Annotated in this window: 16 protein-coding genes; 12 read left to right on the top strand and 4 right to left on the bottom strand. The window is 66.3% G+C overall.

The genetic code is table 11. The features are described 5' to 3' along the window. The first annotated feature begins 43 nt into the window (after positions 1–43). The 5 genes from AC1MEM_RS02230 to AC1MEM_RS02210 all read left to right on the top strand — a co-directional run bounded on the left by AC1MEM_RS02230 (position 44) and on the right by AC1MEM_RS02210 (position 4,843). Entirely contained in the window at positions 44–733 is a 690-nt protein-coding gene (locus AC1MEM_RS02230; protein ID WP_499475062.1) for a response regulator transcription factor, read from the top strand. Next, positions 720–1,970: a sensor histidine kinase gene (locus AC1MEM_RS02225; RefSeq protein ID WP_499475061.1), complete on the top strand. Its 1,251-nt coding sequence runs from the start codon at positions 720–722 to the stop codon at positions 1,968–1,970. Before AC1MEM_RS02230 ends, AC1MEM_RS02225 begins: the two co-directional genes overlap by 14 nt. Positions 1,971–2,058: 88 nt before the next feature. Continuing rightward, positions 2,059–3,699, top strand: a complete 1,641-nt coding sequence (locus AC1MEM_RS02220) for a phosphoethanolamine transferase (protein WP_499475060.1) — start codon at positions 2,059–2,061, stop codon at positions 3,697–3,699. Next, on the top strand, positions 3,699–4,475 hold the full coding sequence (locus AC1MEM_RS02215; protein WP_499475059.1) for a phosphatase PAP2 family protein: 777 nt from the start codon (positions 3,699–3,701) through the stop codon (positions 4,473–4,475). Before AC1MEM_RS02220 ends, AC1MEM_RS02215 begins: the two co-directional genes overlap by 1 nt. Positions 4,476–4,543: 68 nt before the next feature. Next, complete coding sequence (locus AC1MEM_RS02210; RefSeq protein ID WP_499475058.1) at positions 4,544–4,843, top strand: hypothetical protein; 300 nt, start codon at positions 4,544–4,546, stop codon at positions 4,841–4,843. A gap of 13 nt (positions 4,844–4,856) precedes the next feature. On the opposite strand, the gene AC1MEM_RS02205 is transcribed toward AC1MEM_RS02210, so the two are convergent. Both AC1MEM_RS02205 and AC1MEM_RS02200 read right to left on the bottom strand, forming a co-directional pair. Beyond that, positions 4,857–6,305: a DHA2 family efflux MFS transporter permease subunit gene (locus AC1MEM_RS02205; protein WP_499475057.1), complete on the bottom strand. Its 1,449-nt coding sequence runs from the start codon at positions 6,303–6,305 to the stop codon at positions 4,857–4,859. Between the two features lie 117 nt (positions 6,306–6,422). Beyond that, the gene (locus tag AC1MEM_RS02200; RefSeq protein ID WP_499475056.1) at positions 6,423–6,980 is read right to left on the bottom strand and encodes an acyloxyacyl hydrolase; all 558 of its coding nucleotides are present in this window, start codon (positions 6,978–6,980) and stop codon (positions 6,423–6,425) included. Between the two features lie 103 nt (positions 6,981–7,083). Between AC1MEM_RS02200 and AC1MEM_RS02195 the strand changes: the two genes are divergently transcribed. Then, positions 7,084–7,983, top strand: a complete 900-nt coding sequence (locus AC1MEM_RS02195) for an NAD(P)-dependent oxidoreductase (protein ID WP_499475054.1) — start codon at positions 7,084–7,086, stop codon at positions 7,981–7,983. A 126-nt stretch (positions 7,984–8,109) separates the two neighbouring features. Here AC1MEM_RS02195 and AC1MEM_RS02190 read toward each other — a convergent pair whose 3' ends face one another. Next, positions 8,110–9,303 carry a M20 aminoacylase family protein gene (locus tag AC1MEM_RS02190; protein WP_499477542.1) on the bottom strand — a complete coding sequence of 398 codons (1,194 nt, stop codon included), beginning with the start codon at positions 9,301–9,303 and terminating at the stop codon, positions 8,110–8,112. A 149-nt stretch (positions 9,304–9,452) separates the two neighbouring features. On the opposite strand from AC1MEM_RS02190, the gene AC1MEM_RS02185 reads away from it, so the two are divergent. From AC1MEM_RS02185 to pbpC, 6 genes are all read left to right on the top strand, one after another. Then, positions 9,453–11,561 (top strand): molybdopterin-containing oxidoreductase family protein, encoded by a 2,109-nt coding sequence (locus AC1MEM_RS02185; protein WP_499475053.1) that lies wholly within the window; start codon positions 9,453–9,455, stop codon positions 11,559–11,561. Then, positions 11,542–12,672 (top strand): aminopeptidase, encoded by a 1,131-nt coding sequence (locus AC1MEM_RS02180; RefSeq protein ID WP_499475052.1) that lies wholly within the window; start codon positions 11,542–11,544, stop codon positions 12,670–12,672. The genes AC1MEM_RS02185 and AC1MEM_RS02180 overlap by 20 nt, the downstream gene beginning before the upstream one ends. 181 nt (positions 12,673–12,853) lie before the next feature. Next, complete coding sequence (locus AC1MEM_RS02175; protein ID WP_499475050.1) at positions 12,854–14,551, top strand: long-chain fatty acid--CoA ligase; 1,698 nt, start codon at positions 12,854–12,856, stop codon at positions 14,549–14,551. A 103-nt stretch (positions 14,552–14,654) separates the two neighbouring features. Continuing rightward, a complete protein-coding gene (locus tag AC1MEM_RS02170; protein WP_499475049.1) occupies positions 14,655–16,337 on the top strand; it encodes a long-chain-fatty-acid--CoA ligase in 1,683 nt (560 codons plus the stop codon). A gap of 328 nt (positions 16,338–16,665) precedes the next feature. Continuing rightward, positions 16,666–22,392 (top strand): alpha-2-macroglobulin family protein, encoded by a 5,727-nt coding sequence (locus AC1MEM_RS02165; RefSeq protein WP_499475048.1) that lies wholly within the window; start codon positions 16,666–16,668, stop codon positions 22,390–22,392. Further along, positions 22,392–24,512 carry a penicillin-binding protein 1C gene (pbpC, locus tag AC1MEM_RS02160; RefSeq protein ID WP_499475047.1) on the top strand — a complete coding sequence of 707 codons (2,121 nt, stop codon included), beginning with the start codon at positions 22,392–22,394 and terminating at the stop codon, positions 24,510–24,512. Before AC1MEM_RS02165 ends, pbpC begins: the two co-directional genes overlap by 1 nt. Before the next feature lie 51 nt (positions 24,513–24,563). Here pbpC and AC1MEM_RS02155 read toward each other — a convergent pair whose 3' ends face one another. Then, a complete protein-coding gene (locus tag AC1MEM_RS02155) occupies positions 24,564–26,135 on the bottom strand; it encodes an alkaline phosphatase D family protein (RefSeq protein ID WP_499475046.1) in 1,572 nt (523 codons plus the stop codon). Positions 26,136–26,137 lie beyond the last annotated feature (2 nt).

Genomic DNA, 26,137 nt, shown 5'->3' with positions numbered 1-26,137 from the left:
CCGCGTACGCACGCCACGCGCCAGCTCGTCTTACAATAGCCCGATGCGCATCCTCATCGTCGAAGACCATCCCGACATCCTGGCCAACCTGTACGGCTTCCTCGAGCCGAAGGGACATGTCCTCGACTCCGCCCGCAATGGCTATGCCGGGCTGGCGCTCGCCTCGGAAAACGAATACGACGTCATCGTGCTCGACATCGGCCTGCCCGGCCTGAACGGCCTCGAGCTGTGCCACAAGCTGCGCGCGGAGCTGTCGATCGCCACCCCCGTCCTGATGCTCACCGCGCGCGACAGCCTGTCCGACAAGGTCGCCGGTTTCGACAGCGGTGCCGACGATTACCTGGTCAAGCCCTTCTCCCTGGTTGAACTCGACGTGCGTTTAAAAGCATTGGTGCGGCGTTCCGAAGGGCGCAACGCGGGCAGCAGCAAACTGCGCTTCGGCGAACTCACCTTCGACCCCGACACCCAGCAGGCCAGCCGCGCCGGCCAGGGCGTGAACCTGACGCGCACCGGCTACATCCTGCTGCAGGCATTATTAAAATCCGCGCCGCGCATCGTCTCGCGTGAGACCCTCGAGCAGGCCGTGTGGGGCGACGACCGCCCCGACAGCGACGCCCTGCGCACTCACATCCACGCATTGCGCCAGGCAATCGACAAGCCGTTTACGTACCCCATGCTGCTCACCGTTCCCGGCGTCGGCTACCGCTTGGCGCTCCCCGATGCGCCCGGCTGATTCGCTGCGCCGGCGCATCGTCGTTGCCTTTGTCTCCTTCGGCATCGTATTGTCGATCTTCTTTGCCGTGATTGCCGCGGTGGCGGTCGAAGGCGTCGAGGTGCACCTGGTCGACAACCGCCTGGCCGAAGTGGCGAAGTGGGTGCTGCCGCGCCAGGCGGCCGGACTCGCGGTCGACCTGCCGTCGGGACTGCGCTTCCACCGCGGTGAAGCCATTCCGCGCTCGCTGCGCGGTTTGCCGCCAGGCGTCACCGACATCCACGTCGAAGGCGTCGGCCTGCACGTGCTGTCCGGTACCGATGCGGCCGGCCCCTATGTCGTGGTCGATCACGAAAGCGATTACGAGAAGGTCGAGCTGGTCGTGTATTCGATGTTCCTCGTCTTTTTCTTTGGTTTCCTGCTGCTCGCCGCCGCGCTCGGCGGTTTTGTCGCCCGGCGCCTCATCAACCCCATCGGCGAACTGGTCGATGCCGTCGCCCAGGGCCGTGGCTCCTTCCCGCTGATACAGCGCAAGGACGAACTCGGCATCCTGGCCCGCGCGCTCGAGGCGCACACCACCGAACTGCGCGCCTTCCTCGACCGCGAACGCTTTTTCACGGGCGACGTCAGCCACGAACTGCGCAGCCCGCTTACCGTGATCATGGGCGCGGCCGAGATCCTGATGGCCAATGCCGCCAACCAGGCGACACGCGCGCCTGCCGAACGCATCTACCGCGCCGCGCACGAGGCTGCCGAATGCATCACCGTCCTGCTGCTGCTGGCGCGCGCGCCCGAACTCGGCAGCCTGCCGGCAGTCGCGGTCGACGCCATCGCCGCGCGCGAAGTTGAACGCTACCGGCACCTGGTTGCCGACAAACCGGTCGAGCTCGATTATTTCGAGGGACCCGCCTTCGCCGTCCAGGCGCCCGCCGAACTGTGCGCCACCGCCATCGGCAATCTCGTGCGCAATGCCTGCCAGTACACGGAGCAGGGCGCGGTCACGGTCGCGCTGGCTCCGGGACGGGTCGTGGTCGAGGACACCGGTCCCGGTTTGCCGGCCGCGGTACGCGAGACCCTGGCCTATTCCGGCGCGACGGCCGCCGCCATCCCGTCGCGTGGCTCGGCCGGCACGGGACTGGGCCTGTCGCTCGTGTTGCGCATCTGCGAATACCTCGGCGCGACGCTGCGCTACCAGGACCGGCCCGGCGGAGGCAGCCGTTTCACCATCGATTTCAACGGCGATTTCACACATCCTTAACGTCCCGCTGACCAGGCCCTGACGCGGCCTCGGCTATCCTTGCTGATTGCGTGGGCACATCCGACCGCGCGGCTTCGATGGATGACAGTTGGAAAAATTCTTCGCACGGCGCATCAGCGCACCCCTCCTCACCCTGGCAGTGGCCTTGCTGCTGGCATCCGCCGGCAATATCACCTTCTGGTCGACACTCGCCCGCGCGACCGGGGGCCTGAGCTTGCAAAACCTGCCGCTGCTGCTGGGCGCCTTCGTCATCATTGTCCTGTTCTTCAATGCCTGCCTGACGCTGGCCAGTTTCCGCTACGTCGCCAAGCCGGTCCTGATCGCGCTGGTCCTGAGCGCCGCCAGCGCCAGTTATTTCATTGCCAGCTACGGCATCGTGATCGACAAGGCGATGATCCAGAACGTGTTCGAGACCGATACCCGCGAAGCGCTTGAGCTCTTCAGCTGGAAAATGGTGTTGACCGTCGGCCTGCTCGGCCTGCTGCCCTCGATCCTGATCGCGCGCGCCGACATCGGTTTCCCGCAAGGGGTGCGCGGCCTGCTGAAGCGCGCCGGTATTGCCGGCGGCTCGCTGCTGGTGGCGGTGCTGCTGCTGGTGCTGTTATTCAAAAGCCTGGCGCCGGCCGTGCGCGAACACCGCGAACTGCGCTTCCTGCTGACTCCAACCAACACCATCCAGGCGATGAACGGCTACCTGCGCGCCAAGTGGGCCAAGCCGGTCGTGATCGCGCCGCTCGGGCGCGATGCGATGAAGGGGCAAGCCTGGGCCGGCCAACAGCGGCGCACGGTGACGATCCTCGTGGTCGGCGAAACCGCGCGCGCAATGAACTTCTCGCTCAACGGCTACAAGCGCGAGACCAATCCGCTGCTGGCACGCCAGCAAGGGCTGATCAATTTCTCGCAGGTGTCGTCGTGCGGCACCGCGACCGCCGTCTCGGTCCCCTGCGTGTTTTCAGCGCTGGGACGCGATGATTACTCGGAAAACAAGGCGACCAGCCAGGAAGGCCTGCTCGACGTCCTGTCCCATGCGGGTTTCAATGTCCTCTGGCGCGACAACAACTCGGGCTGCAAGGGCGTCTGCGCCCGCGTCGGCTACGAAGACCTGTCGCAAGCCAAGCCGGGCGACCCCTTCTGCCAAGGCTACGAATGCTATGACGAGCGCCTGCTGGCCGGCCTGCCCGAACTGATCCGCAAGAGCAAAGGCGACCTGGTCGTCGTGCTGCACCAGAAAGGCAGCCATGGCCCGGCCTATGCGCGCCGCTACCCTGCCGGCTTCGGGCGTTTCGGTCCCGTCTGCACGACGAACGAATTCGAAAAATGCTCGCGCGAATCGATCGAGGCGGCCTACGACAACACCATCCTGTACACGGATTATTTCCTGAGCAAGACGATCGACTTGCTGCGCCAGACCGCCTCCAATGAAGGCATGGACACGGCCATGCTGTATTTTTCCGACCACGGCGAATCCCTGGGCGAGAACAACATGTACCTGCACGGCGCGCCCTACATGTTCGCGCCGAAGGAGCAGACCCGGGTGCCAATGATGCTCTGGATGTCCGACGGTTTCAGCGCGCGCTTCCACATCGACCGCACCTGCCTGATGGCGCGCCGCGACCAGCCGATGTCGCACGATAACGTGTTCCACTCGGTACTCGGCATGCTCGACGTGAACACGGCCGTGCTGAACCCGAAACTGGACTTGTTCCGCGCTTGCACCAGGGGCACCTGATGAAGCGCGCCGGCATCGACAACGCACCGAAGCTGCTCGGTGCGCGCCAGCTCTTGTTGCTCTGCGCCGGCCTGCTGGCGAGCGCCCTGGCCATCCTCTGGATCGGCCGCGCCACCGACATCGACCTGCGGCTGGCCGACACCATGTACGACGCCGGCGCCGGCGCTTTTCCATGGCGCCATGCCTGGCTGACCGAAACCTTCAGCCACAGCATCCTCAAAACCCTGCTGACGCTGGCTGCCGCGTATTTCATCGTCGCCGCGGGCTGGGACGCCTTCCGTCCGCGCGCCGGACGCAGCGCACTCGACCGGCTGCGCTTGCGCATCGTCGGCCTGTCGGCCGTGCTGGTGCCGCTCGTGATCAGCATGCTCAAGCAGGCGAGTGTCGCGCATTGCCCCTGGGACCTGGCGCGCTACGGCGGCAACGAGCCGTATTTGCGCTTGTTCGACGCCTTGCCGCTCGGCGTGCAAGCCGGGCACTGCCTGCCGGCGGGGCACGCCTCGAGTGCGCTGTGGCTGGTGTCGCTCTGCGTGTACTGGTTGCCGGGCCGGCCGCGGGGCGCGCGCATGGTCGCGCTGGCGGCGCTGCTGCTTGGCGGCCTGGTCGGCTGGATGCAGCAATTGCGCGGCGCGCATTTCCTGACCCATACGCTGTGGTCGATCTGGCTCGCCAGCGCAATCGTGCTGGCCGTGATCGCGGTCCTGCAGCGGCAGCCGGCACGGCGTCCGCAGGCAGCGCCCGATTACCAGGCAGAAACGGTAGAAGACGCAGGCTGATTGCTTCAGCTCAGCGTGCGATATTTTCCGCGAGGCAAACTTTCCAGGTTATTTCACTGGAGAACCCCATGCACGAAGCAATCGACTCCTCTGGCCTGTCCGACAAGCTGGCCGCTCCCCTGAATGCGATCGTCTCGCGCCATCGGGCTTCGCTCATGCCCATGCTGGGCGGTAGCGGACCGGCTGCGCGCGCCGCCCTGGCGAACGACGACGCGGTGCGCAAGGTTGCCGTGTTCTGCTACCCGCTGCTTCCCGGGCTCGTGCGCCTCGCGATCAAGGAACACAGCTTCGTCGACTTCGTGATGAACAACCGCGAGAAACTGCTGGTGCGGCTGACTGTCGACCCCTCGCCGGCCACCGGCACCTGAACAAGGCTCGACGCTATTGCGCCACCGGTTCGACCTCTTTGGCGACGGCACGGCCGCGGCTGATGCTGTCGCCGTCCTTGCGGCGCAGGCGCCAGAAGATCGCCGCCGACACCACCGTCATGATGGCCAGCGCCCAGAACGCGTGATGCAGGGCGCCGGTCACCAGCACCTGGTTCGTTTGCGGCACTCGGCCCAGGAACCAGGCGGTCACCAGCGACCCGGCGGCCAGGCCGAAACTCATCGACAATTGCTGGAACGAACTAGAGATCGTGCTCGCCATGCTCGTGTCGCCCGCTTCGATGTCGGCATACGCCAGCGTGTTCATGCTCGAAAACTGCAGCGAATTGAAGAAGCCCTGCATCAGACTGACGCAGACGATGGCGGCCAGCGGCGTCTCGCGCCCGACCAGCCCGTACAGGGCGATCGTCACCCCAATGAATAAGGTATTGACCACCAGCACCTGGCGATAGCCGAAACGCGCCAGCACTTTCGGCGCGATCAGTTTCATGCCCATGGCAGCGGCCGCCGACGGCATCATCAGCAAACCCGACTGCCAGGCCGGCAAGCCCAGTCCCAGCTGGTACAGCAGCGGCAACAGGAAGGGCAGGCCGCCCACGCCGAGGCGCGTCACGAAACCGCCGACGACCGAGATGCGGAAGGTGCGCACCTTCAACAGGGCCAGGCGCAACAGCGGATATTTGATGCGGCTGGCGTGCAAGGCGTAGGCGCCGAGCAGGCCGGCGGAGATTGCCAGCAGCAAGGCCATGGTCGGGCCGCTCAGGGTATGCTCGCCGAAGATTTCCAGCAGCCAGGACAGGATCGCGGTGCCGGAACTGAACAGGATCAGGCCGAACACGTCGAGCGGGCGCCGCTCGTCGCCGTGGTAATCCGGCATGTGGCGCCAGACCAGGTACATGGCGCCCAGGCCGAAGGGGACGTTGATGAAGAAGATCGCGCGCCACGAGGTCCAGTGCACCATCAGGCCGCCGACGGTCGGCCCCAGCAGCGGACCGATCAGGGCCGGGATGATGACGAAGTTCATCGCGCCGAGCAGTTCGGATTTCGGGAAGGTGCGGACAATGGCCAGGCGCCCGACCGGCATCATCATCGCACCGCCCAGACCCTGCAGCAGGCGCGCCGCCGTCATCATCTGGGCGCTCGGCGCCAGGCCGCACAGGACCGAGGCGAGGGTAAAAATGCCGATGGCGATCAGGAAGACCCGGCGCGTGCCGAAGCGGTCGGCCATCCAGCCGCTGACGGGAATGCCGACGGCGAGTCCCAGGATATAGCTGGTGACGACCGATTTCAGGCTCAGCGGCGTGACCCCGAGGCTGAGCGCGATGCTGGGAATGGCGGTGTTGACGACCGTGGCGTCGAGCTGCTCCATGAACAGGGCAGTGGCGACCAGCCAGGGCAAATAAGTCTTGACGGTGGAACTATCCAAACGGGCCTCATCCGGCATTGGGCGCGCGGATGCGCATGCCTCTCCAGATTGTCACATAAAACATGCGATCCCGAGTTTCAAGCGGGCGCCGAAGCGGATTGCGTATTGACAGAATCCGCTTCAGGGCGTGCGCTCTTAAAACTGGTAACGCACGCTGGCGACCACGAAATTCACGCCGTCATTCGGCTCCTTGATGCTGGCGTTCGAATAATGCTGGAACTTCAGGGAGAAATCCCATTTGTTCTGCGTGACATAACCGACGCCGATGTGGTCGCCGAACTCGAAGGCGGTCGACAACTGGTGGTCGTTGTTGTTGTACAGCTCGGAGAACAGGTTGGCGCCGATGCCGCCTTCGGCATACCAGCCGAGCTTGTCGTCACGCTGGTAGCGCACGACCGGCGTGAGGCCGACGACCGCCAGATTCTGGTGCTGGCCCGGCACGCCGCGATACGCGGTGCCGCGCCAGTACGAGGCCGACAGGTCCCAGTAGCCCCCCAGGTGGCGCCCGTTCGAGGCGAACCACTGGCCGTCCCAATCCTTCTGGACGCCCAGGCGCAGCATGCGTACTTTCGAACCGCTGCCGACGTCGATGGACGCCGAGTCGAACCAGCTTCCATCGGCAGCGCCGGCGTGGCCCGCCAACAGGGCGGCTGCGGCGCCAAGGACGGCCCCGATTTTTTGAATAGAGAACATAATTGCTTTCGTATGTAAGCACCAGTCCATGCTGGCGCGTCCAATTATTGTACTAGTATGAACAAAAGCTCGTGATCACCCGTCAAATCGTAAAAGGGAACGTATGCCTCTTCCAGTTGTAGCATTCCTTGGTATTGGCCTGATGGGCCGGCCGATGGCCGCCCGCCTCGCTCGTGCTGACTATACCCTGCATGCATGGAACCGCAGCGCCACGAAGGCGCAGGCGCTGGCCGCCGACGGCGCCATTCCCTGCGCTTCATTGGCGCAAGCCGTCGCCGGTGCGCAGATCGTCGTCTCGATGCTGGCCGATGGCCCGGCGGTGGGGGCGGCCATCGACGCGGCGCTGCCCGCCATGGCGCCGGGCACGCTCTGGATCGACATGAGTTCCACGCGCCATGACGAGGCGCTGGCTTTCCATGCGCGGCTGGCGGGGCAGGGCATGCGCTTCCTCGACGCGCCGGTGTCGGGCGGCGTGGGCGGCGCGGAAGCGGGCACGCTGGCGATCATGGCCGGCGGCAGCCTGCACGATTTCAACGAAGCCGCACCCTTGTTCACGGTCCTTGGCAGCGCCCGGCTGGTGGGTCCGAACGGCAGCGGCCAGGTCGCCAAACTATGTAATCAATTGATTGTCGGGGCGACGATCAATGTCGTCGCCGAGGCCTTGCTGCTGGCGCAGGCGGCCGGCGCCGACCCGGCGGCCGTGCGCGAAGCGATCCGCGGCGGTTTTGCGGGCAGCCGCATTCTCGAGGTGCACGGCCAGCGCATGCTGGACCGCAGTTTCGTGCCCGGCGGGCAGGTGAAAAGCCAATTGAAGGATTTAAGAAACGTGCAGGCCGCAGCAGCGGAGGCGGGCCTGGTACTGCCGTTGACGAACGCGGCGGCGCGCAGTTATGAGTCGATCGAAGGGGAGTTTGGTAGCGCGGACCACGCGGCGGCCTTGCTCGCGCTGGAGCGGATCAATCCGGGGCAGCGGGTGGGGACGGGGCCGGATCAGTTGCCGTGATGTTGGCGGCGTTCGGGTAGGCATGGGCACGTACGCCGACGTCCGTGGCCGATGCGCACTGTAGGGTGGGCATGCCCACGCGTTATCACACTGCGCACATCGGCGCCGTCATACCCGGCCACGTCTTTAACCAACCGGCAACCCTGTCTCCACCAGCCTTACCCAATAACTCGCCCCGATCGGCAGCAGCTGGTCATTGAAATCATAACTCCCGTTATGCAGCTGGCACGGCCCGAGCCCGTGACCACCCGAGCGATGCTCGCCATCGCCATTGCCGATAAACACATAGCACCCCGGCTTCGCCTGCAGCATGAAGGCAAAATCCTCCGCGCCCATGGTCGGCTCGACCTCGGTATTCACGTTGGCCGGACCGACGACCGCGCGCATCGCCTCGACCGCGAACGCGGTCTGCTCGGGATGGTTGATTAGCGGCGGATAGTTGCGCTTGAACCCGAAATCGACGCCGGCGTTAAAACCGGCCGCGATCCCGTTCGCCATTTCCTCCATGCGCCGCTCGATCAAATCCAGCACCTCGGTCGAGAAAGTGCGCACGGTCCCGATCATCACCGCTTCGTCGGGAATGACGTTGGTCGCGCTGCCCGCGTGGATCTGCGTGATCGACAGCACCGCCGTCTCGAGCGGATTCTTTTCGCGCGAGACGATCGTCTGCCAGCCTTGTGCGATCTGCACCGCGACCATCACCGGATCGATGCCGCGGTGCGGTTGCGCCGCATGCGCGCCCTTGCCGCGCACGACGACCCGAAACTCGTTACTCGATGCCATCATCGGCCCCGGGATCACGCCGAAGCTGCCGGCCGCCAGGCCTGGCCAGTTGTGCATGCCGTACACCGCGTCCATCGGAAATTGCTCGAACAGCCCGTCCTCGATCATGCGCCGCGCGCCGGCGCCGCCTTCTTCGGCCGGCTGGAAAATCAGATACACAGTGCCATCAAAGTTGCGGTGACGCGACAAATAGTGGGCTGCGCCAAGCAACATCGCTGTATGACCGTCATGCCCACATGCATGCATCTTGCCGGGGTGGACCGACGCATGGTCAAATGTGTTGAGTTCCTGCATCGGCAGCGCATCCATGTCGGCGCGCAGGCCGATTGCGCGGCTCGATGTGCCGTTCTTGATAACGCCGACCACGCCAGTACCACCGAGCCCGCGCACGACGGGAATGCCCCAGTCGGACAGGCGCGCGGCGACGACGTCGGCGGTGCGTTGTTCTTCGTAGCAGAGCTCCGGATGCGCGTGCAGGTCGCGCCGGATTGCTTCCAGTTCGGTTTGAAATGCGAGGATGGGTTCGACAAGTCTCATCATGATCTCCCTGTTTGCATGGACATGGATGCAAGTGTTGTAAGCCATTGTAGCCCGCCTCATCATGCGAAATCCAGCACCGGCCACGGGCGTCTGCGGAATCCGCTAAAGTATTGGTTTATCGACGTTTTTTCCGAGAATAGTCCCCGATGTCCATCACCCAAGTCCGCGCCGCCTGCCCCCACGATTGCCCCGACACCTGTGCCTTGCTGATCACCGTCGAAGATGGCGTGGCGCTTGATGTGCGCGGCGATCCCGAGCATCCGACCACGGCCGGCGTGCTGTGCACGAAGGTATCGCGCTACGTCGAGCGCACCTATTCGCCGGACCGGGTATTGCACCCGATGCGCCGCGTCGGCAAGAAGGGAGAGGGAAAATTCGATCGCATCAGCTGGGATCAGGCGCTCGATGAAATCGCCGCGCGCCTGAAGCCGATCGCCGCGCGCGATCCGGAAGCGATCCTGCCCTACAGCTACTGCGGCACCATGGGCCTGGTGCAGGGAGAGGCGATGTCGATGCGCTTCTTCAACAAGCTGGGCGCCTCGCTGCTCGACCGCACGATCTGCGCCACCGCCGGCTTTACCGGCTACAAGTACACGGTCGGCGCCTCCATCGGCACCGACATGGAGCAGTTCCAGGACGCGAAACTGATCATCATCTGGGGCGGCAACCCGATCGCCTCGAACCTGCACTTCTGGATGCGCGCCCAGGAAGCGAAACGGCGCGGCGCCAAGCTGATCGCGATCGACCCCTACCGCTCGCTGACGGCCGAGAAGTGCCACCAGCACATTGCGCTGCTGCCCGGCACCGACGCCGCCTTCGCGCTCGGAATGATGCACGTCCTGATCCAGGAAGACCTGCTCGATCACGACTACATCGCGCAGCACACCCTCGGCTTCGAAGAGCTGAAAGAACGCGCCCTTGCGTGGACGCCGGAACGCACCGCCGACACCTGCGGCATCACGGCCCAGGAAGTGATCGACCTGGCACGCCTGTACGGCGGCATGGCCCAGCGCGGCGAGCCGGTCGCGATCCGCTGCAACTACGGCGTGCAGCGTGCGCGCGGCGGCGGCATGGCGGTGCGCAACATGAGCTGCCTGCCGGCCCTGGTCGGCGCCTGGCGCCATGCGGCGGGCGGCATCCAGCTCTCGACTTCGGGTTCGTTCCCGGTGAATAAAGCCAAGCTGCAGCGCCCCGACCTGCTGGCCGGCCGCAGCCCGCGCACGATCAACATGACGACCATCGGCGACGATTTATTGAAAGACGCCTCGCCCGCATTCGGCCCGAAGGTCGAAGCGGTCATCGTCTACAACGCCAACCCGCTGGCGATCGCACCCGATTCGGCCAAGGTACAACAAGGCTTCGAGCGCGAAGATTTGTTTACCGTGGTGCTGGAACACTTCCGCACCGACAGCGCCGATTATGCCGATATCCTGCTGCCGGCCACGACCCAGCTCGAACACGTCGATGCCCATCTCGCCTATGGCCACCTGTACATGCTGGCGAATAACGCGGCGATCGCACCGATGGGCGAAGCCAAGCCGAACACGGAAATCTTCCGCCTGCTGGCCGCGCGCATGGGGTTGACCGATCCCTGCTTCAGCGAATCCGACGATGAACTGGCCGCACAAGCCTTCGACAAGACCCACAGCCGTGCGATCCATTTTGATTGGGAATCGCTGAAACAAAAGGGCTGGCAAAAGCTGAACATGCCGGACGCCCCCTTTGCCGAAGGCGGTTTTCCTACGCCTTCGGGCAAGTGCGAGTTTTATTCGGCCGCGATGGCGAACGATGGCCTCGATCCGCTGCCTGCTTATATCGCCCCTTACGAATCGGTGGCCTCGAATCCAGCCCTGGCGAAAAAATATCCGCTGGCGATGATTTCTCCGCCGGCCCGGAACTTCCTGAACTCAACCTTTGTCAATGTACAGAGCCTACGTGCAACCGAGGGCGAGCCGCACCTCGACATCCACCCGAACGACGCCGCCCCGCGCGGCATCGTTCACGGTGACATGGCACGTATCTATAACGACCGCGGCTCTTTTGTTGCCAAGGCGCGCGTGACCGAGAAAGCGCGACCGGGCCTCGTGGTGGGCTTGTCGATCTGGTGGAAGAAGCTTTCCAAAGACGGCAAGAACGCCAATGAAGTGACCAGCCAGCGCCTGACCGACATGGGTCGGGCGCCCACTTTCTACGACACCCTGGTGCAGGTCGAAAAGGCCGCGCTCCGACCCGGACATGAAGAAACTATCCCCTAAACCTTCCCCTTTGTTCCGGCGCGCGCTCCTCCTGAGCGCCGCCGCCGGCGCCGTTTCATTACTTGCCAGTTGTTCTACTCTGAATTACTACACCCAGGCCGCCCAGGGCCAGCTCGAACTCCTCTCCGACGCCCGCCCCATCGATGACTGGCTGGCCGACCCGGCCACCAACACCTCGCTGCGGCACCGCCTGGAAACGGCGCGCCAGATCCGCCGCTTCGCGGTCCAGCGCATGGGCCTGCCCGACAACGACAGCTACAAAACCTACGCCGCGCTGAAACGCCCGTATGTGCTGTGGAACGTCGTCGCCACGCCCGAACTGTCGATGAAACCGCTGCAATGGTGCTTCCCGGTGGCCGGCTGCGTGAATTACCGCGGCTACTACAGCAAGGACGACGCGCAGGCCTACGCCAAACAGTTGCGCGACGAAGGCCGCGACGTCGAAGTAGGCGGCGTCAGCGCCTATTCGACCCTCGGCTGGTTCAACGATCCCCTGATCTCGACCTTCATCAATTATCCCGATGCCGAACTGGCGCGCCTGATCTTCCACGAGCTGGCGCACCAGATGACCTATGTGGCGGGCGACTCGCGTTTCAACGAATCCTTCGCCAGCGCGGTGGAAGAGGAGGGCGTCGAGCTGTGGCTGGAACGCTTCGGCAACCCGGCCATGCGCGAGGGCTTTGCGCGCTACACGGCGCGGCGCCAGGATTTCCTGGCACTGCTGCTGAAGTACCGGAAGGAACTCGAACGCACCTACGCCTCCATCATCCCGGATGAAGACAAGCGCATCGCCAAGGGGCGCCTGTTCGTCGCGCTGAAGGAGGAGTACCAGGTACTCAAGGCCACCTGGGGCGGCTATGCGGGCTACGACCGCTTCTTCGCCGAGCCGCTGTCGAACGCCCACCTGGCCTCGATCGCGACGTACAACGATTACGTCCCCGCCTTCCGCGCAATGCTGCGTCATGAAAAGGATTTCGGCAGCTTTTATCGCAAGGTGAACCGCCTGGCGAAACTTGACAACAGCGAGCGCCAGCACGCCCTGGCGCTGATCGACGTCGCCGCACCCGCCTCCACCCTCATGGTGCAGCGCACCAATGCAGCCATGCCGTAGAGTGCCTCGTAGAGTGCCTGTTCCAATCGCGCCAAAAGCGCTTGCTTCTGCAGGCGCTGCCCGATAGCATCACATTCAGCAATAGCAAAGACATAAGCGTCAGCACGCGCACGCCTGTTCCGCAGACCGCAACTGGTCTGCGGGGTGGGCCATAACGATCCTATTCGAGACAGAGGCACCGATGGACAAAATTTGGCTGAAGTCGTATCCCCCTGGCGTACCTGCCGAGATCAACCCCGACCAGTACACCTCGCTCGTCCACCTGCTGGAAGAATCGTTCCGCAAGTACGCACATAACAGTGCCTACGTGTGCATGGACCGCTTCCTGAGCTATGCCGAGCTGGACGAGTGCTCGAAGCGCCTCGCCGCCTGGTTGCAAAGCCGCGGCATGGACAAGGGTGCGCGCGTGGCCGTCATGATGCCCAACGTCCTCCAGTATCCGATCGCGATCGCCGCCATCCTGCGTGCCGGCTATACCGTCGTCAACGTCAACCCGCTGTACACCGCGCGCGAACTCGAGCATCAATTGAAAGACTCGGGCAGCGAAGCGATCATCGTGCTCGAGAACTTCGCGCACACGGTCGAACAGGTCCTCAAAAGCACGCCGGTGCGGCACGTGGTCGTGGCCAGCATGGGCGAACTGCTCGGCGGCGCCAAGGGCATGCTGGTCAACTTCGTCGTGCGTAACGTGAAGAAGATGGTGCCGGAGTTCGCGCTGCCGAACATGGTGCGCTTCAAGGACGCGCTGGCGCAGGGCGGCAAGATGCCGTTCAGCCCTGTCAACCTGAACCCGTCGGACGTCGCCTTCCTGCAGTACACCGGCGGCACCACGGGCGTCTCGAAAGGCGCCACGCTCACGCACCGCAACGTGATCGCCAACGTGCTGCAGACCGAAGCCTGGGCCGAGCCGGCCATGTCGATGCCCCCCGTGGTCGAGTTCCCGACCATCGTCTGCGCGCTGCCGCTGTACCACATCTTCGCGCTGACGGCCTGCGCCCTGTGGGGCATGCGCGCCGGCGCCATGAACATCCTGATCCCGAACCCGCGCGACATCCCTGGCTTCATCAAGGAACTGTCCAAGTACAAGATCAACATGCTGCCGGCGGTGAACACGCTGTACAACGCGCTGGTCAACCACCCCGACTTCGCCAGCCTCGATTTCTCGCAGCTGAAAACGGCGAACGGCGGCGGCATGGCCGTGCAGCAGGCGGTCAACGACAAGTGGAAGCAGGTCACCGGCAAGAGTATCATCGAGGGTTACGGTTTGTCGGAGACCTCGCCGGTCGCCACCTGCAACCGCTCGGACGAAACCGGTTTTACGGGCAGCATCGGCCTGCCGGTGCCGTCGACCGACATCGCCATCCTCGATGACGACGGCAACCCGGTACCGCTCGGCCAGCCCGGCGAGATCGCGATCCGCGGCCCGCAGGTGATGGCGGGCTACTGGAACCGTCCCGACGAAACGGCCAAGGTCATGACGGCCGACGGCTTCTTCAAGTCGGGCGACATCGGCACCATGGACGAACGCGGCTACGTGAAAATCGTCGACCGAAAGAAGGACATGATCCTGGTGTCCGGCTTTAACGTCTACCCGAACGAACTCGAAGGCGTGATCGCCGCCCACCCGGGCGTGCTCGAATGCGCGGTCGTCGGCGTGCCCGACGAGCACTCGGGCGAGGCCGTCAAAGTCTTCGTGGTGCGGCGCGACCCGGCCCTGACGGAAAGCGCGCTGATGGAGTACTGCAAGGCGCAGTTCACCGGCTACAAGAAACCGAAGTACATCGAGTTCCGCGACGAACTGCCGAAGACGAACGTCGGCAAGATCCTGCGGCGCGCGCTGCGCGACGAACAGCAGCAAAAGCAAAAGCAAGCAGCCTGACGCCACATGCTTGAGTAAGCAGCGCGTTTGGTTGGCGAAGCCGCCCGGGTGATGGGCGGCTTTGCATTTTATTGGACATAAAGTTTAAGAAGGCGAGGCATCAATGGACAAGTTTTGGCTCAAGTCGTACCAGGCGGGTGTCGCATCGGAGATCGATCCGACGCAATACCGTTCCCTGACCCATTTGCTGGAAGAGTCCTTCCGCAAGTACGCGGGCCAGAACGCGTTTGCCTGCATGGACAAGGTCATCACCTACGCCGACCTCGACCGCATGTCGCAGCAGATGGCCGCCTGGTTCCAGAGCCGCGGCCTGCAGCCGGGCGCGCGCGTGGCGATCATGCTGCCCAACGTGCTGCAATACCCGGTGGCGATGGCCGCGGCCCTGCGCGGCGGCTACACCATCGTCAACGTCAACCCGCTGTACACCCCGCGCGAACTGCAGCACCAATTGAAGGACTCGGGCGCCGAAGCCCTCGTCGTGCTGGAAAACTTCGCGCACACGGTAGAGCAGGTGATCGCGAATACGCCGGTCAAGCACGTCATCGTCGGCACCATGGGCGACCTGCTGGGCAGCGTCAAAGGAACGATCGTCAACTTCGTCGTGCGCAAGGTAAAGAAAATGGTGCCGGGCTGGTCGCTGCCGGGCTCGACCAGCTTCAACAAGGTGCTGGCCGAGGGCGCGCGCCTGACGTTCAAACCGGTGAAGCTTGGGCATGACGACATCGCCTTCCTGCAGTACACGGGCGGCACCACGGGCGTCTCGAAAGGCGCCGTCCTGCTGCACAAGAACGTGCTGGCCAACGTACTGCAAAACGAAGCCTGGTTCGGCCCGTCGCTCGGCCGCGCCCAGTCAGGCAAGCAGCTCGAATTCATGTGCGCGCTGCCGCTGTACCATATCTATGCGCTGACCGTCTGCGCCTTGCTCGGCATGCGCCTGGGCGGGATGAACGTGCTGATCCCGAACCCGCGCGACATGGACGGGTTTATCAAGGAACTGGGCAAGTACCGCATCAACGTCTTCCCGGCCGTGAACACCCTCTACAACGGCTTGATCAACCAGCCGGCCTTTGCGAATCTCGACCATTCGAGCTACCTGGTCTGCCCTGGCGGCGGCATGGCGGTGCAGCAGGCGGTCGCCGACAAATGGCTCAAGATTACCGGTACCCCGATCGTCGAAGGTTATGGCTTGTCCGAGACCTCGCCGGTCGTGACCGCGAACCGCTGCGACATCACCGATTTTACGGGCACCATCGGCCTGCCGCTGCCGTCCACCGAGATCCTGATCCTCGACGAAGCGGACAAACCTGTCCCCTTCGGCCAGTCCGGAGAGATCGCCGTGCGCGGCCCGCAGGTGATGGCCGGCTACTGGAAGCGCGACGACGAAACGGCCAAGGTCATGACTGCCGATGGCTTCCTGAAAACCGGCGATATCGGCATCATGGACGAGCGCGGCTACACGCGCATCGTCGACCGCAAGAAGGACATGATCCTGGTTTCCGGTTTCAACGTCTACCCGAACGAAGTCGAGAACGTCGTCGCCTCGCATCCGGGCGTGCTGGAAGTGGCCTGCGTCGGTGTGCCCGATAAACACTCGGGCGAAGCGGTCAAGCTGTACGTGGTCAAGAAAGACCCGGGCTTGAGCGTCGAGGCGCTGATGGAGTTCTGCAAGGAAGAGCTGACCGGTTATAAGCGCCCGCGCCTGATCGAGTTCCGCGACACGCTGCCGAAGACGAACGTCGGCAAGATTTTGCGGCGCGAGCTGCGCGATGAGAAGCAGAGCGCCTGACGATTGGATTCGAATGTCTGGGCGGATCGTCGGGTGATCCGCGTGGGCACAAGTGCCCACCCTACGGTGCACTACCGCCGCAGGCTTTTTTTCGTTCCGCGTAGCGGTTACAAACCCTTCCCGTAGCGTGGGCGGGTCTCCCGCCCACGCGGATCGAAGGCGCCGCGAACAGCACAGGCAACAGCCCCACTATGATCCTCGCGCTGCCAGCGCGAATTCGTTGACACCTCCCCACCTTTTTGCAACACTCATCTGGCTGTCGACCTGGGCCAGACGCGCCTCCTGCGCGCCGCCGTAGCTTGGCAGCTTCCCTCCCGCGGAGCTGCGAATGCGCGCCATGAACCGAGTGTTGTCCTCCCTGGTCCTCACCCTCTGCGCCCACGCCGCCATCGCGCAGACAAGCGTCTCCGCGTTCTCGCCCGAGGGCGCGGTCAAGGCGGTACGCCAGGTCACCGCGCGCTTCTCGAACCAGATGGTCGCCTTCGGCGATCCCCGCGCCCCCGACCCCTTCGCCATCGATTGCCCCGAGAAGGGCAAGGGACGCTGGATCGACGGCGCCACCTGGAGCTACGACTTCGACCTTGACCTGCCCGGCGCCGTCGCCTGCAGCTTCAGGCTGCTCCCGGAAACGCGCGACCTGGCCGGCCAGCCGCTCGCCGGCCCGCGCGCATTCTCCTTCCATACGAGCGGCCCGTCGGTCGCGCGCTCGCTGCCCCACGAGGGCGCCCGCCAGGTCGACGAGCAGCAAATCTTTCTCCTCGCCCTCGATGCGCCCGCACCTGCGGCCAGTATCGAAGGCCATGCCTGGTGCCGCGCGGGCGGCATCAACGAAAAGATCGGCGTACGCGTGCTGGCCGGCGAAGAGCGCGAACGCGTGCTGGCGCAGCGGCGCGATTTCGTCGACCGCTACCTGACCCTCTACTGGCGCGCGCGTGGCCAGGTCTGGAGCGTGTCCGCGCCGCTTAAAAACAAGCTGGGCGAGGGCCCCATCGTCGCGCTGCAATGCCGCCGCACGCTGCCGGCCGACACCGACCTGACGCTGGTCTGGGCCAAGGAGATCGCCGCGCCGAACGGCATCGCCAACAGCGTCGACCAGCAGCTGGCCTACCACACGCGCCCCGATTTCACCCTGGCGCTGCGCTGCGACCGCGTCAACGCGAAAGCCGGCTGCGTGCCATTTTTACCGGTGCGGCTGGACTTCAGCGCGCCGGTGTCCGTGGCCGATGCCCGCAAGATCCACCTCGAAGGCCCGGCAAACAAACGCTTCGCCCCCGAGTTCGGCGACGAGGCGAAGAGCGGCTTTGTCAGCGCGATGACTTTCCCCGGTCCCTTCCCCGAACTGGCTTCCCTGCAGCTGCGCCTGCCGCCCGGCTTGAAGGATGACGCCGGCCGCCCCCTCGTGACCGGCAAACAGGGCGCGCTGGCGCTGCGCGTCGACCGCCAGCCGCCGCTGGTGAAATTCGCGGCGCCCTTCGGCATCATCGAAGCGCGTGGCGACCGCATGCTGCCGGTCACGGTGCGCAATGTCGAAGCGAAGCTGGCGACGAGCGTACGCAGCAGCGGCGCCAGCCTGCGCGTCGCCCAGGAGGCGGACATCATGGCCTGGTTCGAGAAGCTTGCGGGCGGCCCGGTATCGAGCCCGTCCGGGCAGTACGGCGCTGCGCTGCAAAAGCAGGTGCTCGGCGCGCATGCCGGCGGCAGCGTCGAACGCTTCGCGCTGCCCAAACCGAACGGGCGGCGCGCCTTCGAAGTCGTCGGCATCCCGCTGCGCCAGCCGGGCTTTTATGTCGTCGAGCTGGCCAGCCCGCAGTTGGGCAAGGCGATCAACGACGAAGGCCGCACGGCCTACGTGCACACGACGGCGCTGGTGACCAACATGGCGGCCCACTTCAAGCGCGGCGCCGAGTCCTCGCTGGTCTGGGTGACGTCGCTCGACAAGGGACGGCCGGTGGCGCGCGCCCAGGTCGCCGTGCGCAGCTGCGCCGGCAAGGTTTTATGGAGCGGCGTCACCGACGCCAGCGGCGTGGCGCGCATCCGGCAGGAGCTGCCGCCGGCCTCCTGCCGCCGCGGAGGGGGCTATTTCGTCAGCGCGCGCAGCGGCGACGATTTCACGTTCACGCTCTCGGAGTGGCAGCACGGGATCGAGTCCTGGCGCTTCAACCTGAATACCGGATCGATGGACAGCGACAGCCGCGTACTTGCCACCGTGTTCGACCGTACGCTGCTGCGCGCCGGCGAAACGGTCCACATGAAGCACTTCCTGCGCCGCCGCGTCGGCGCCGGGCTGGCGCTGGTCGGCGCACGCGATCCGGCGCCGCGTAGCGTCCCTTCGTGGCCGGTGGCGGAAGCCGCCGCGGACAAAGCGCCGCGGCCCTCGCAGGGCTGGCTGGTGCACCAGGGCAGCGGCGACAAGATCGCCTTCGACCTGACATGGGACGCGGCCGGCCAGGCGCCTGGCGAATGGGCGATCCCGGCCGACTCGAAGCTGGGACAATACGACGTCGTCATCGGCGGCCAGGTCGCCGGCAGCTTCCGGGTCGAGCAGTTCCGCGTGCCGACCATGAAGGCCGTGCTCAAGGGACCGTCCGAACCGGCGGTGGCGCCGCGCAGCGTCGTGCTCGATGCACAGGTCAATTACCTGTCCGGCGGCCCGGCGGGACTGGCGCCGGTCAAGCTGAGAACCGTGCTGGAGCCGGCCAGCACCCGCTTCGACGGCTACGACGGTTTTGCATTCGCCGATGGCGACGTCAAGGAAGGCGTCGAGCAGCCGGGCGCAGGCGGCTGGTCTGACGAGGAGGATGATGAAGTCGATGAAGCCGCGCCCGAACACGACAGCAGCGCGGCCGCGCGCACGCAAAACCTGAATCTCGACCGCGCCGGCGGCGCCCGCGTCACGGTGCCCGACTTGCCCCAGCTGGAGCAGCCGCGCAGCCTGTTGGCCGAGCTGAGCTACCAGGACGCGAACGGCGAAACGCTCACGGCCTCGACCCGCGTGACCCTGTGGCCATCGCGCCTCGCGGTCGGCATCAAGCAGGACAGCTGGATGAGCCGCGACACCATGAAATTCCAGGTGGCGGCACTCGACGTGAAGGGCAAGCCGGCGGCCGGCGTCCAGCTTGATGTCGACGTGTTCCAGCGCACGACGTATTCGCACCGGCGGCGCCTGGTGGGCGGCTTCTACGCTTACGAGAACAGCAGCGAGATCAAGCGCATCGGCGCGGCCTGCGCCGGCCTCACCAATGAACGCGGCCTGCTGCTGTGCGAACTGAAGGCGCCGGGCGAGGGCAACCTGATCCTGCGGGCGCGCGCTGTCGATGCCGAGGGACGCGCCAGCGTGGCACGCAGCGAGGTCTGGATCGCCGGCCGCCGCGCTACCTGGTTCGAGGCTTCCGACAACGACCGCATCGACCTGCTGCCCGTCAAACCGCGCTTCGAGCCAGGCGAGAACGCGCGCTTCCAGGTGCGCATGCCCTTCCGTGCCGCCACCGTGCTGGTGACGGTCGAGCGCGAGGGCATCCTCGACACCTTCGTGCAGCGCATTTCAAGCCAGGATCCGACGATCACGGTGCCGATGAAGGCGAGCTATGCGCCCAACGTGTTCGTGTCGGCGCTGGTGGTGCGCGGGCGCGTGGCCGGCGTGCAGCCGACCGCGCTGGTCGACCTCGGCAAGCCGGCCTACAAACTCGGCATCGCGCCGGTGCGGGTTGGCTGGGCGGCGCACGAATTGCAAGTGCGGGTCAGCAGCGACAAGCCGGTCTATAAAGTGCGCGAGACCGCCGGCGTCCGTGTCAAGGTCACGCGCGCCGATGGCAAGCCGCTGCCGGCCGGCGCCGAGATCGCGCTGGCGGCGGTCGATGTCGGCCTGCTCGAACTCAAACCCAACGACAGCTGGAAGCTGCTCGAGACCATGATGAGCGAGCGGCCACTGCAAGTGCAGACGGCGACCGCGCAGATGCAGGTAGTGGGCAAGCGCCACTTCGGCCGCAAGGCGGTCGCACACGGCGGCGGCGGCGGGCGCGGCGCCAGCCGCGAACTGTTCGATACGCTGCTGCTGTGGCAGGGAAAAGTCAGGCTCGACGCCAACGGCGAAGCGCACATCCCGGTCCAGCTGAACGATTCGCTGACGAGTTTTCGCATCGTGGCCGTGGCCAGCGCCGGCGCCGGCCTGTTCGGCACAGGGTCGGTCGACGTGCGCAGCACGCAAGACCTGATGCTGATGTCCGGCCTGCCGCAACTGGTGCGCGAAGGCGATCGCCTGCGCGCCGGTTTTACGGTGCGTAACGCGTCCGACCGCGCGCAGCAGGTGCAGTTGAGCGCGCGCGTCAGCGCCGACGACAAGGCGCCGCAAGCGCTGGCTGCGCAGTCGGTGGCGCTCGGCGCCGGCGAGTCGCGCGAGGTCGGCTGGGATTATGTCGTGCCGCAGGCCAGGGCGCTGCGCTGGCAGGTCGATGCGAAAAGCGGCGGCGCCAGCGACAGCATGCGCGCCACCCAGAAGGTCGGATCTGCCGTGCCGGTGCGTACGCTGCAGGCGACCCTGCTGCAGCTCGACGCGCCGAAGACGATGCAGGTCGCACGTCCCGCCGACGCCTTGCACGGACACGGCGGCGTGCGCACCAGCTTCAGCCCGCGCCTCGGCGGCGACCTGGCCGGCGTGCGCGACTACATGGCGGCCTACCCGTATTCCTGTTTCGAACAGCGCACCTCGCGCGCGGTGGCGCTGGGCGACAAAAAGGAGTGGACGCAGGTCGCCGCGACGCTGCCGGCGCATCTCGACAGCGATGGCCTGCTCAAATATTTCGCGACGATGAACGAGGGCAGCGACAGCCTGACGGCCTATGTGCTGTCGGTGACGCGGGAGGCGGGTTTCGAGATCGAAGCGGAGCAGCGCGCACGCATGCAGGCCGGCTTGCAGGCTTTCGTCGAAGGCAAGACCGTGCGCGGCTCGCACCTGCGCAGCGGCGAACTGGCGGTGCGCAAGCTGGCCGCGCTCGAGGCGCTGTCGCGCGAAGCACCGGTACGCGGCGAGTGGCTGGAATCGTTCACGATCGCGCCGAACCTGTGGCCGACATCGGCCGTCATCGACTGGTACCTGGTGCTGCAACGCTCGCCCGCGCTGGCGCGGCGCGACACGCTGCTGGCCGAAGCGCAGCGGATCCTGCGCGCGCGCCTGAACCTGCAGGGCACGACGATGGGCTTCTCCACCGAGCGCAGCGACGACTGGTGGTGGCTGATGGCCTCGGCCGACGTGAATGCCAACCGCCTGCTGCTGGCGATGCTCGACAACCCGGCCTGGCAGGCCGATATGGGCCGCCTCGCACGCGGCACGCTGGGCCGCCAGCAGAAGGGCCGCTGGGGCACGACGCTGGCCAACGCCTGGGGCAAGCTGGCGCTGGAAAAATTCTCGGCAAAATTCGAAGCGCAACCGGTGACCGGCACCAGCAGCGCCGTGCTGGCAGGGACGGGCAAACCCGACAGCAAGCCCGCCAGCTGGACCGGTCCCGTGCCTGCCAGCGTGCTGCAGGGCTGGCCGCAAGGCCCGGCCCAGCTGACGCTGCGCCACAACGGCGGGGGCAAGCCCTGGGCCACCGTGCAGAGCCTGGGTGCGGTCCCCTTGACGGCGCCGCTGTCCTCGGGCTACCGCATAGCGCGCAGCGTGACGCCGGTCGAGCAGGCCACAGCCGGCAGCTGGTCGCGCGGCGACGTCTACCGCGTGAAGCTCGCGCTGGAAGCGCAGGCCGACATGAGCTGGGTCGTCGTCGACGATCCGATTCCGGCCAGCGCCAGCATCCTCGGCACCGGCCTGGGCCGCGATGCGCAGATTGCCACCCGCGGCGAGGAACGGCGCGGCTGGGTCCAGCCGGACTATGAGGAGCGCACCAGCGGCGCCTTCCGCGCCTATTATTCGTTCGTCCCGAAAGGTAAATGGAACATCGAGTACACGGTGCGCCTGAATAACGAGGGACGTTTCAGCCTGCCGCCGACGCGGGTCGAGGCGATGTACAGCCCCGAGATGTTCGGCGAAGCGCCGAATGCGGCGGTCGTGGTGGGACGCTGATGCGGCGTGCGCCGGCGCTGCTGGCTGCCTTGCTGTGCGCGGCCGCTGCTGCGACTGCCGCGGTGCCGACGCCGGCCCAGGTGCAGGCGGCGTATCGCGCCTCGGACGCCCGGCTGCTGGACCGCCACGGCGTGCCGCTGGACGCGCTGCGCATCGACATGCAGGTGCGGCGCCTGGCCTGGACGCCGCTGGCCGACATCTCGCCGGCGTTTGGTGCGGCCGTGATGCAGGCCGAGGACGGGCGCTTCATGGAGCATGGCGGCATCGACCTGCGCGCGGTCGGCCAGGCCGCCTGGGACAACCTGCTGCGCAAGCGCCCGCGCGGCGCCTCGACCATCACGATGCAGCTGGCAAGCCTGCTCGACCCGGGCTTGCGCGCCGGCGGCGGCGGCCGCTCGTGGGGCCAGAAATGGGACCAGGCGCTCGCCGCGCGCGAGATCGAGGCCGGCTGGAGCAAGGCGCAGATCCTCGAAGCTTACCTGAACCTGGCGCCCTTCCGCGGCGAGCTGCAGGGCGTCGGCGCGGCATCGCGTGCGCTGTTCGGCAAGGCGCCGTCGGGATTGGACCGGGCGGAATCGAGCATCCTGGCGGCCCTGCTGCGCGCTCCCGCGGCCTCCCCCAAGGCGGTCGCGCGGCGCGCCTGCGCGATCGCGCGCGAACTGGCCGAACCGAACTCAGGCGCCAGTTGTGCCGTGATCGAATGGCAGGCCGAGGTGGCGCTGGGTCGGCCCGCCATGGCGGCAATGGATGCACCGGCGCGCCAGGCCGCGCGCAAGCTGCTTGGCGAAGGCGGCCTGTCTGGCCCCAGCACGCTCGACGCCGGCCTGCAGCACTTCGCCGTCGATTCGCTGCAGCGCCACCTGCGCGCGCTGGCCGGGCGCAATGCCGGCGACGGCGCGCTGGTCGTGATCGACAACGCCAGCGGCGAACTGCTGGCCTATGTCGGCAATGCCGGCAACAGCGAAGTCGATGGCGTGATGGCGCTGCGCCAGGCCGGGTCGACCCTGAAACCGTTTTTATATGAACTCGCGCTCGAACGGCGCCTGCTCACGGCGGCCTCCCTGATCGACGACAGCCCGGTCGACATCGCGGCCGGCGCCGGCATGTACGTACCCCAGAATTACGACCGCCACTACAAGGGCCTGGCGAGCGTGCGCACCAGCCTGGCCAGTTCGCTCAACATCCCGGCGGTGCGCACCCTGTTGATGACGGGCCTGGACCGCTTTCACGCGCGCCTGCAGGAACTCGGCCTCACCTCGTTGACGGAAGACGCCCAGTTCTACGGCCCCTCGCTGGCGCTGGGATCGGCCGACGTCTCGCTGCTGGAGTTGACGAATGCCTACCGCACGCTGGCCAACGGCGGCATGCAGGGCTCCGTCACCCTGCGCCCGCGTGGTCCGGAGCGACAAAGGCGCGTGCTGGATGCCGGCGCCACCTGGATCGTCGGCGACATCCTCGCCGACCGCGGTGCCCGCAGCCCGACCTTCGGCCTGCGCAGCGAGCTGGCGACGGCCTACTGGAGCGCCGTCAAAACCGGCACCAGCAAGGACATGCGCGACAACTGGTGCCTCGGTTATTCGGACCGCTACACGGTCGGCGTCTGGGTCGGCAATTTCGATGGGCAGCCGATGTGGGACGTTTCCGGGGTGTCCGGCGCGGCGCCGGTCTGGCGCGACCTCATGGATTACCTGCACCGCGACCGCCCCGGCCAGCAGGGAGCGGCGCCGCGCGCGCTGGTCCGGCGCGAGGTGCGCTTCGTCCCGGCACACGAACCGCCGCGGCCGGAATGGTTCCTGGGCGGGACCGAGACCAGCGAGATCGAAGCCGTGCCGGCAGCCCGGCAGGGGCCACGCATCGTCTACCCGGCCGACGGCAGCATCATCGCGGCCGATCCGGATATCCCCGAGCAGCTTGAACGCGTGATGTTCCGGGCCCAGGGTGGTGCCGGCCTGCGCTGGCGCGTCGACGGCGCCGAAGCGGGGGAGGCGGGCGCGCCGGCCGCGTGGCGCCCCGTCCAGGGCGAGCACCGGCTGGAGCTGGTCGACAGCGCCGGCAAGGCAATGGCGACGAGCCGCTTCCAGGTGCGCGGCAACCGCCCGCTGGACGCGCCGAATCCATAAGCCCGTCTTATTGATCGGCCTGGCCGGGAAGCCAGGCCAGGGAATCGCCGCTCAGCCGTGGCGCAGGCCGGGAAGCCGGTCCGTCACCGTAAACGCAGCGAGTTCCGACTGGTTCGACCCTGCATCGTGCACATCGTCGAGCGCCATGAAGCGTGCGTTGGTCGACTGCGGCGTCAGATCGAGCAGCATGTAGCCGCGCCGGTCGCTGCGCCCGTACAGGATGTGCGGATTGCGCTCGACGTTCTCCTGCGTACGATGTTGTGGTCGCGAACTCGAGGTAACCGAAGTCCCGCAGAATTCCGCCGCAACCACCGGATTCGCCTTCGACACCGGCCGGTTGAAGTCCCGCCGCAATTGGCTCGCATAGAAGGTGTGCACGTCGCCGGCCAGAACCAGCGGATTCTTCGCGCCGCTGTTCACCAGCGTTTCCAGTAAACGCCGCCGCGCCAGCGGATAGCCATCCCAGCCATCGGTCCAGAAGCGGCCATCCTCGGGAGACTGGATCGGCACGCCGCTCGACTGCGCCATCGGCGTCTGCTGGGCCAGGATGTTCCATTGCGCGCGCGAGGACAACAAACCCTGCGCCAGCCAGGCTTCCTGCTCGCTTCCCAGCATCGTGCGCGACGGGTCGCGCAAGGCATCGCAGGCGCGCGCCAGCACCACGTTCGAGCCGCCGCGGCCCGGCTTCGGACAGGGCGGCGGCGAGCGATATTGGCGGTCGTCGAGCACGTGGAAGCGCGCCAATCTCCCCCAGTCGTAGCGCTGGAACATGCGGATGGCGCCGAAGCGGCCCCCCTGCGGCGGCGCCAGGCGCAGCGGCATGTGCTCATAAAAGGCTTGATAGGCTGCTGCGCGGCGCGCGGCGAAGTCGCCCGACAAGCGCTCGTCGATGTCGCCGGCGTAGTCGTTGGCGACTTCGTGGTCGTCCCAGGTCACGATCCAGGGCGCGGCCAGGTGGGCCGCCTGCAGGTCGCGGTCGCTTTTGTATTGTGCATAGCGTGCGCGGTACTGCGCCAGCGTGAACGATTCGTCGGTGCGCACGGCCCGCTCGGGATGGCGCAGCCGGTACGGGCCCCACTCGTAGATGTAATCGCCGAGGAAGGCGACCAGGTCGGGCGCGGCGGCCGCGATGTGGCGGTGCGCCGCGTAGTGGCCGAATTCCCAGTGCTGGCAGGACGCGACGGCCAGCTTCAGTTTCGAGGGCAGGGTGTCGTTCGCGGGCGCCGTGCGGGTCCGCCCGACCGGGCTGACCGCGTCGCCCAGCATGAAGCGGTACCAGTACCAGCGGTCGGGCTGCAAACCGCCCGCATCGACGTGCACGCTGTGGGCGAGGGCAGGCGAGGCCACCGCGCTGCCCGACGTGACGATCTTCCTGAACGCTTCATCCTGCGCCACTTCCCAGCGCACGGTCAGCGCCAGCGGCGGCACCGATGCCGCATCCAGCGGATCAGGCAGGATGCGGGTCCAGAGGATGACGGAATCGGGGAGCGGCGAACCGGAGGCGACGCCGAGCGAAAACGGATACGCAGCGCCGGCCGCAGCCGCGCCGAACGCGGTACCGGCCGAGGCCGCGGCCGCCAGGCGCGCCGCATCGAGCAGGAAGATGCGGCGTGCTTCCTTCACGG

The sequence above is a fragment of the Telluria sp. AIW5 genome, assembly GCF_056680575.1.
Note: the sequence above shows the minus strand (reverse complement) of the source record. Positions and strands in the feature narration are given on the sequence as shown.

What these genes read in the sequence shown, in the direction of transcription:
- AC1MEM_RS02195 (WP_499475054.1), top strand. Translation starts at nt 7,084, where the DNA reads ATGCCTCTTCCAGTTGTAGCATTCCTTGGTATTGGCCTGATGGGCCGG.
- AC1MEM_RS02170 (WP_499475049.1), top strand. Translation starts at nt 14,655, where the DNA reads ATGGACAAGTTTTGGCTCAAGTCGTACCAGGCGGGTGTCGCATCGGAG.
- AC1MEM_RS02185 (WP_499475053.1), top strand. Translation starts at nt 9,453, where the DNA reads ATGTCCATCACCCAAGTCCGCGCCGCCTGCCCCCACGATTGCCCCGAC.
- AC1MEM_RS02230 (WP_499475062.1), top strand. Translation starts at nt 44, where the DNA reads ATGCGCATCCTCATCGTCGAAGACCATCCCGACATCCTGGCCAACCTG.
- AC1MEM_RS02165 (WP_499475048.1), top strand. Translation starts at nt 16,666, where the DNA reads ATGCGCGCCATGAACCGAGTGTTGTCCTCCCTGGTCCTCACCCTCTGC.
- AC1MEM_RS02210 (WP_499475058.1), top strand. Translation starts at nt 4,544, where the DNA reads ATGCACGAAGCAATCGACTCCTCTGGCCTGTCCGACAAGCTGGCCGCT.
- AC1MEM_RS02205 (WP_499475057.1), bottom strand. Translation starts at nt 6,305, where the DNA reads ATGCCGGATGAGGCCCGTTTGGATAGTTCCACCGTCAAGACTTATTTG.
- AC1MEM_RS02215 (WP_499475059.1), top strand. Translation starts at nt 3,699, where the DNA reads ATGAAGCGCGCCGGCATCGACAACGCACCGAAGCTGCTCGGTGCGCGC.
- AC1MEM_RS02175 (WP_499475050.1), top strand. Translation starts at nt 12,854, where the DNA reads ATGGACAAAATTTGGCTGAAGTCGTATCCCCCTGGCGTACCTGCCGAG.
- AC1MEM_RS02190 (WP_499477542.1), bottom strand. Translation starts at nt 9,303, where the DNA reads ATGAGACTTGTCGAACCCATCCTCGCATTTCAAACCGAACTGGAAGCA.
- pbpC (WP_499475047.1), top strand. Translation starts at nt 22,392, where the DNA reads ATGCGGCGTGCGCCGGCGCTGCTGGCTGCCTTGCTGTGCGCGGCCGCT.
- AC1MEM_RS02180 (WP_499475052.1), top strand. Translation starts at nt 11,542, where the DNA reads ATGAAGAAACTATCCCCTAAACCTTCCCCTTTGTTCCGGCGCGCGCTC.
- AC1MEM_RS02200 (WP_499475056.1), bottom strand. Translation starts at nt 6,980, where the DNA reads ATGTTCTCTATTCAAAAAATCGGGGCCGTCCTTGGCGCCGCAGCCGCC.
- AC1MEM_RS02225 (WP_499475061.1), top strand. Translation starts at nt 720, where the DNA reads ATGCGCCCGGCTGATTCGCTGCGCCGGCGCATCGTCGTTGCCTTTGTC.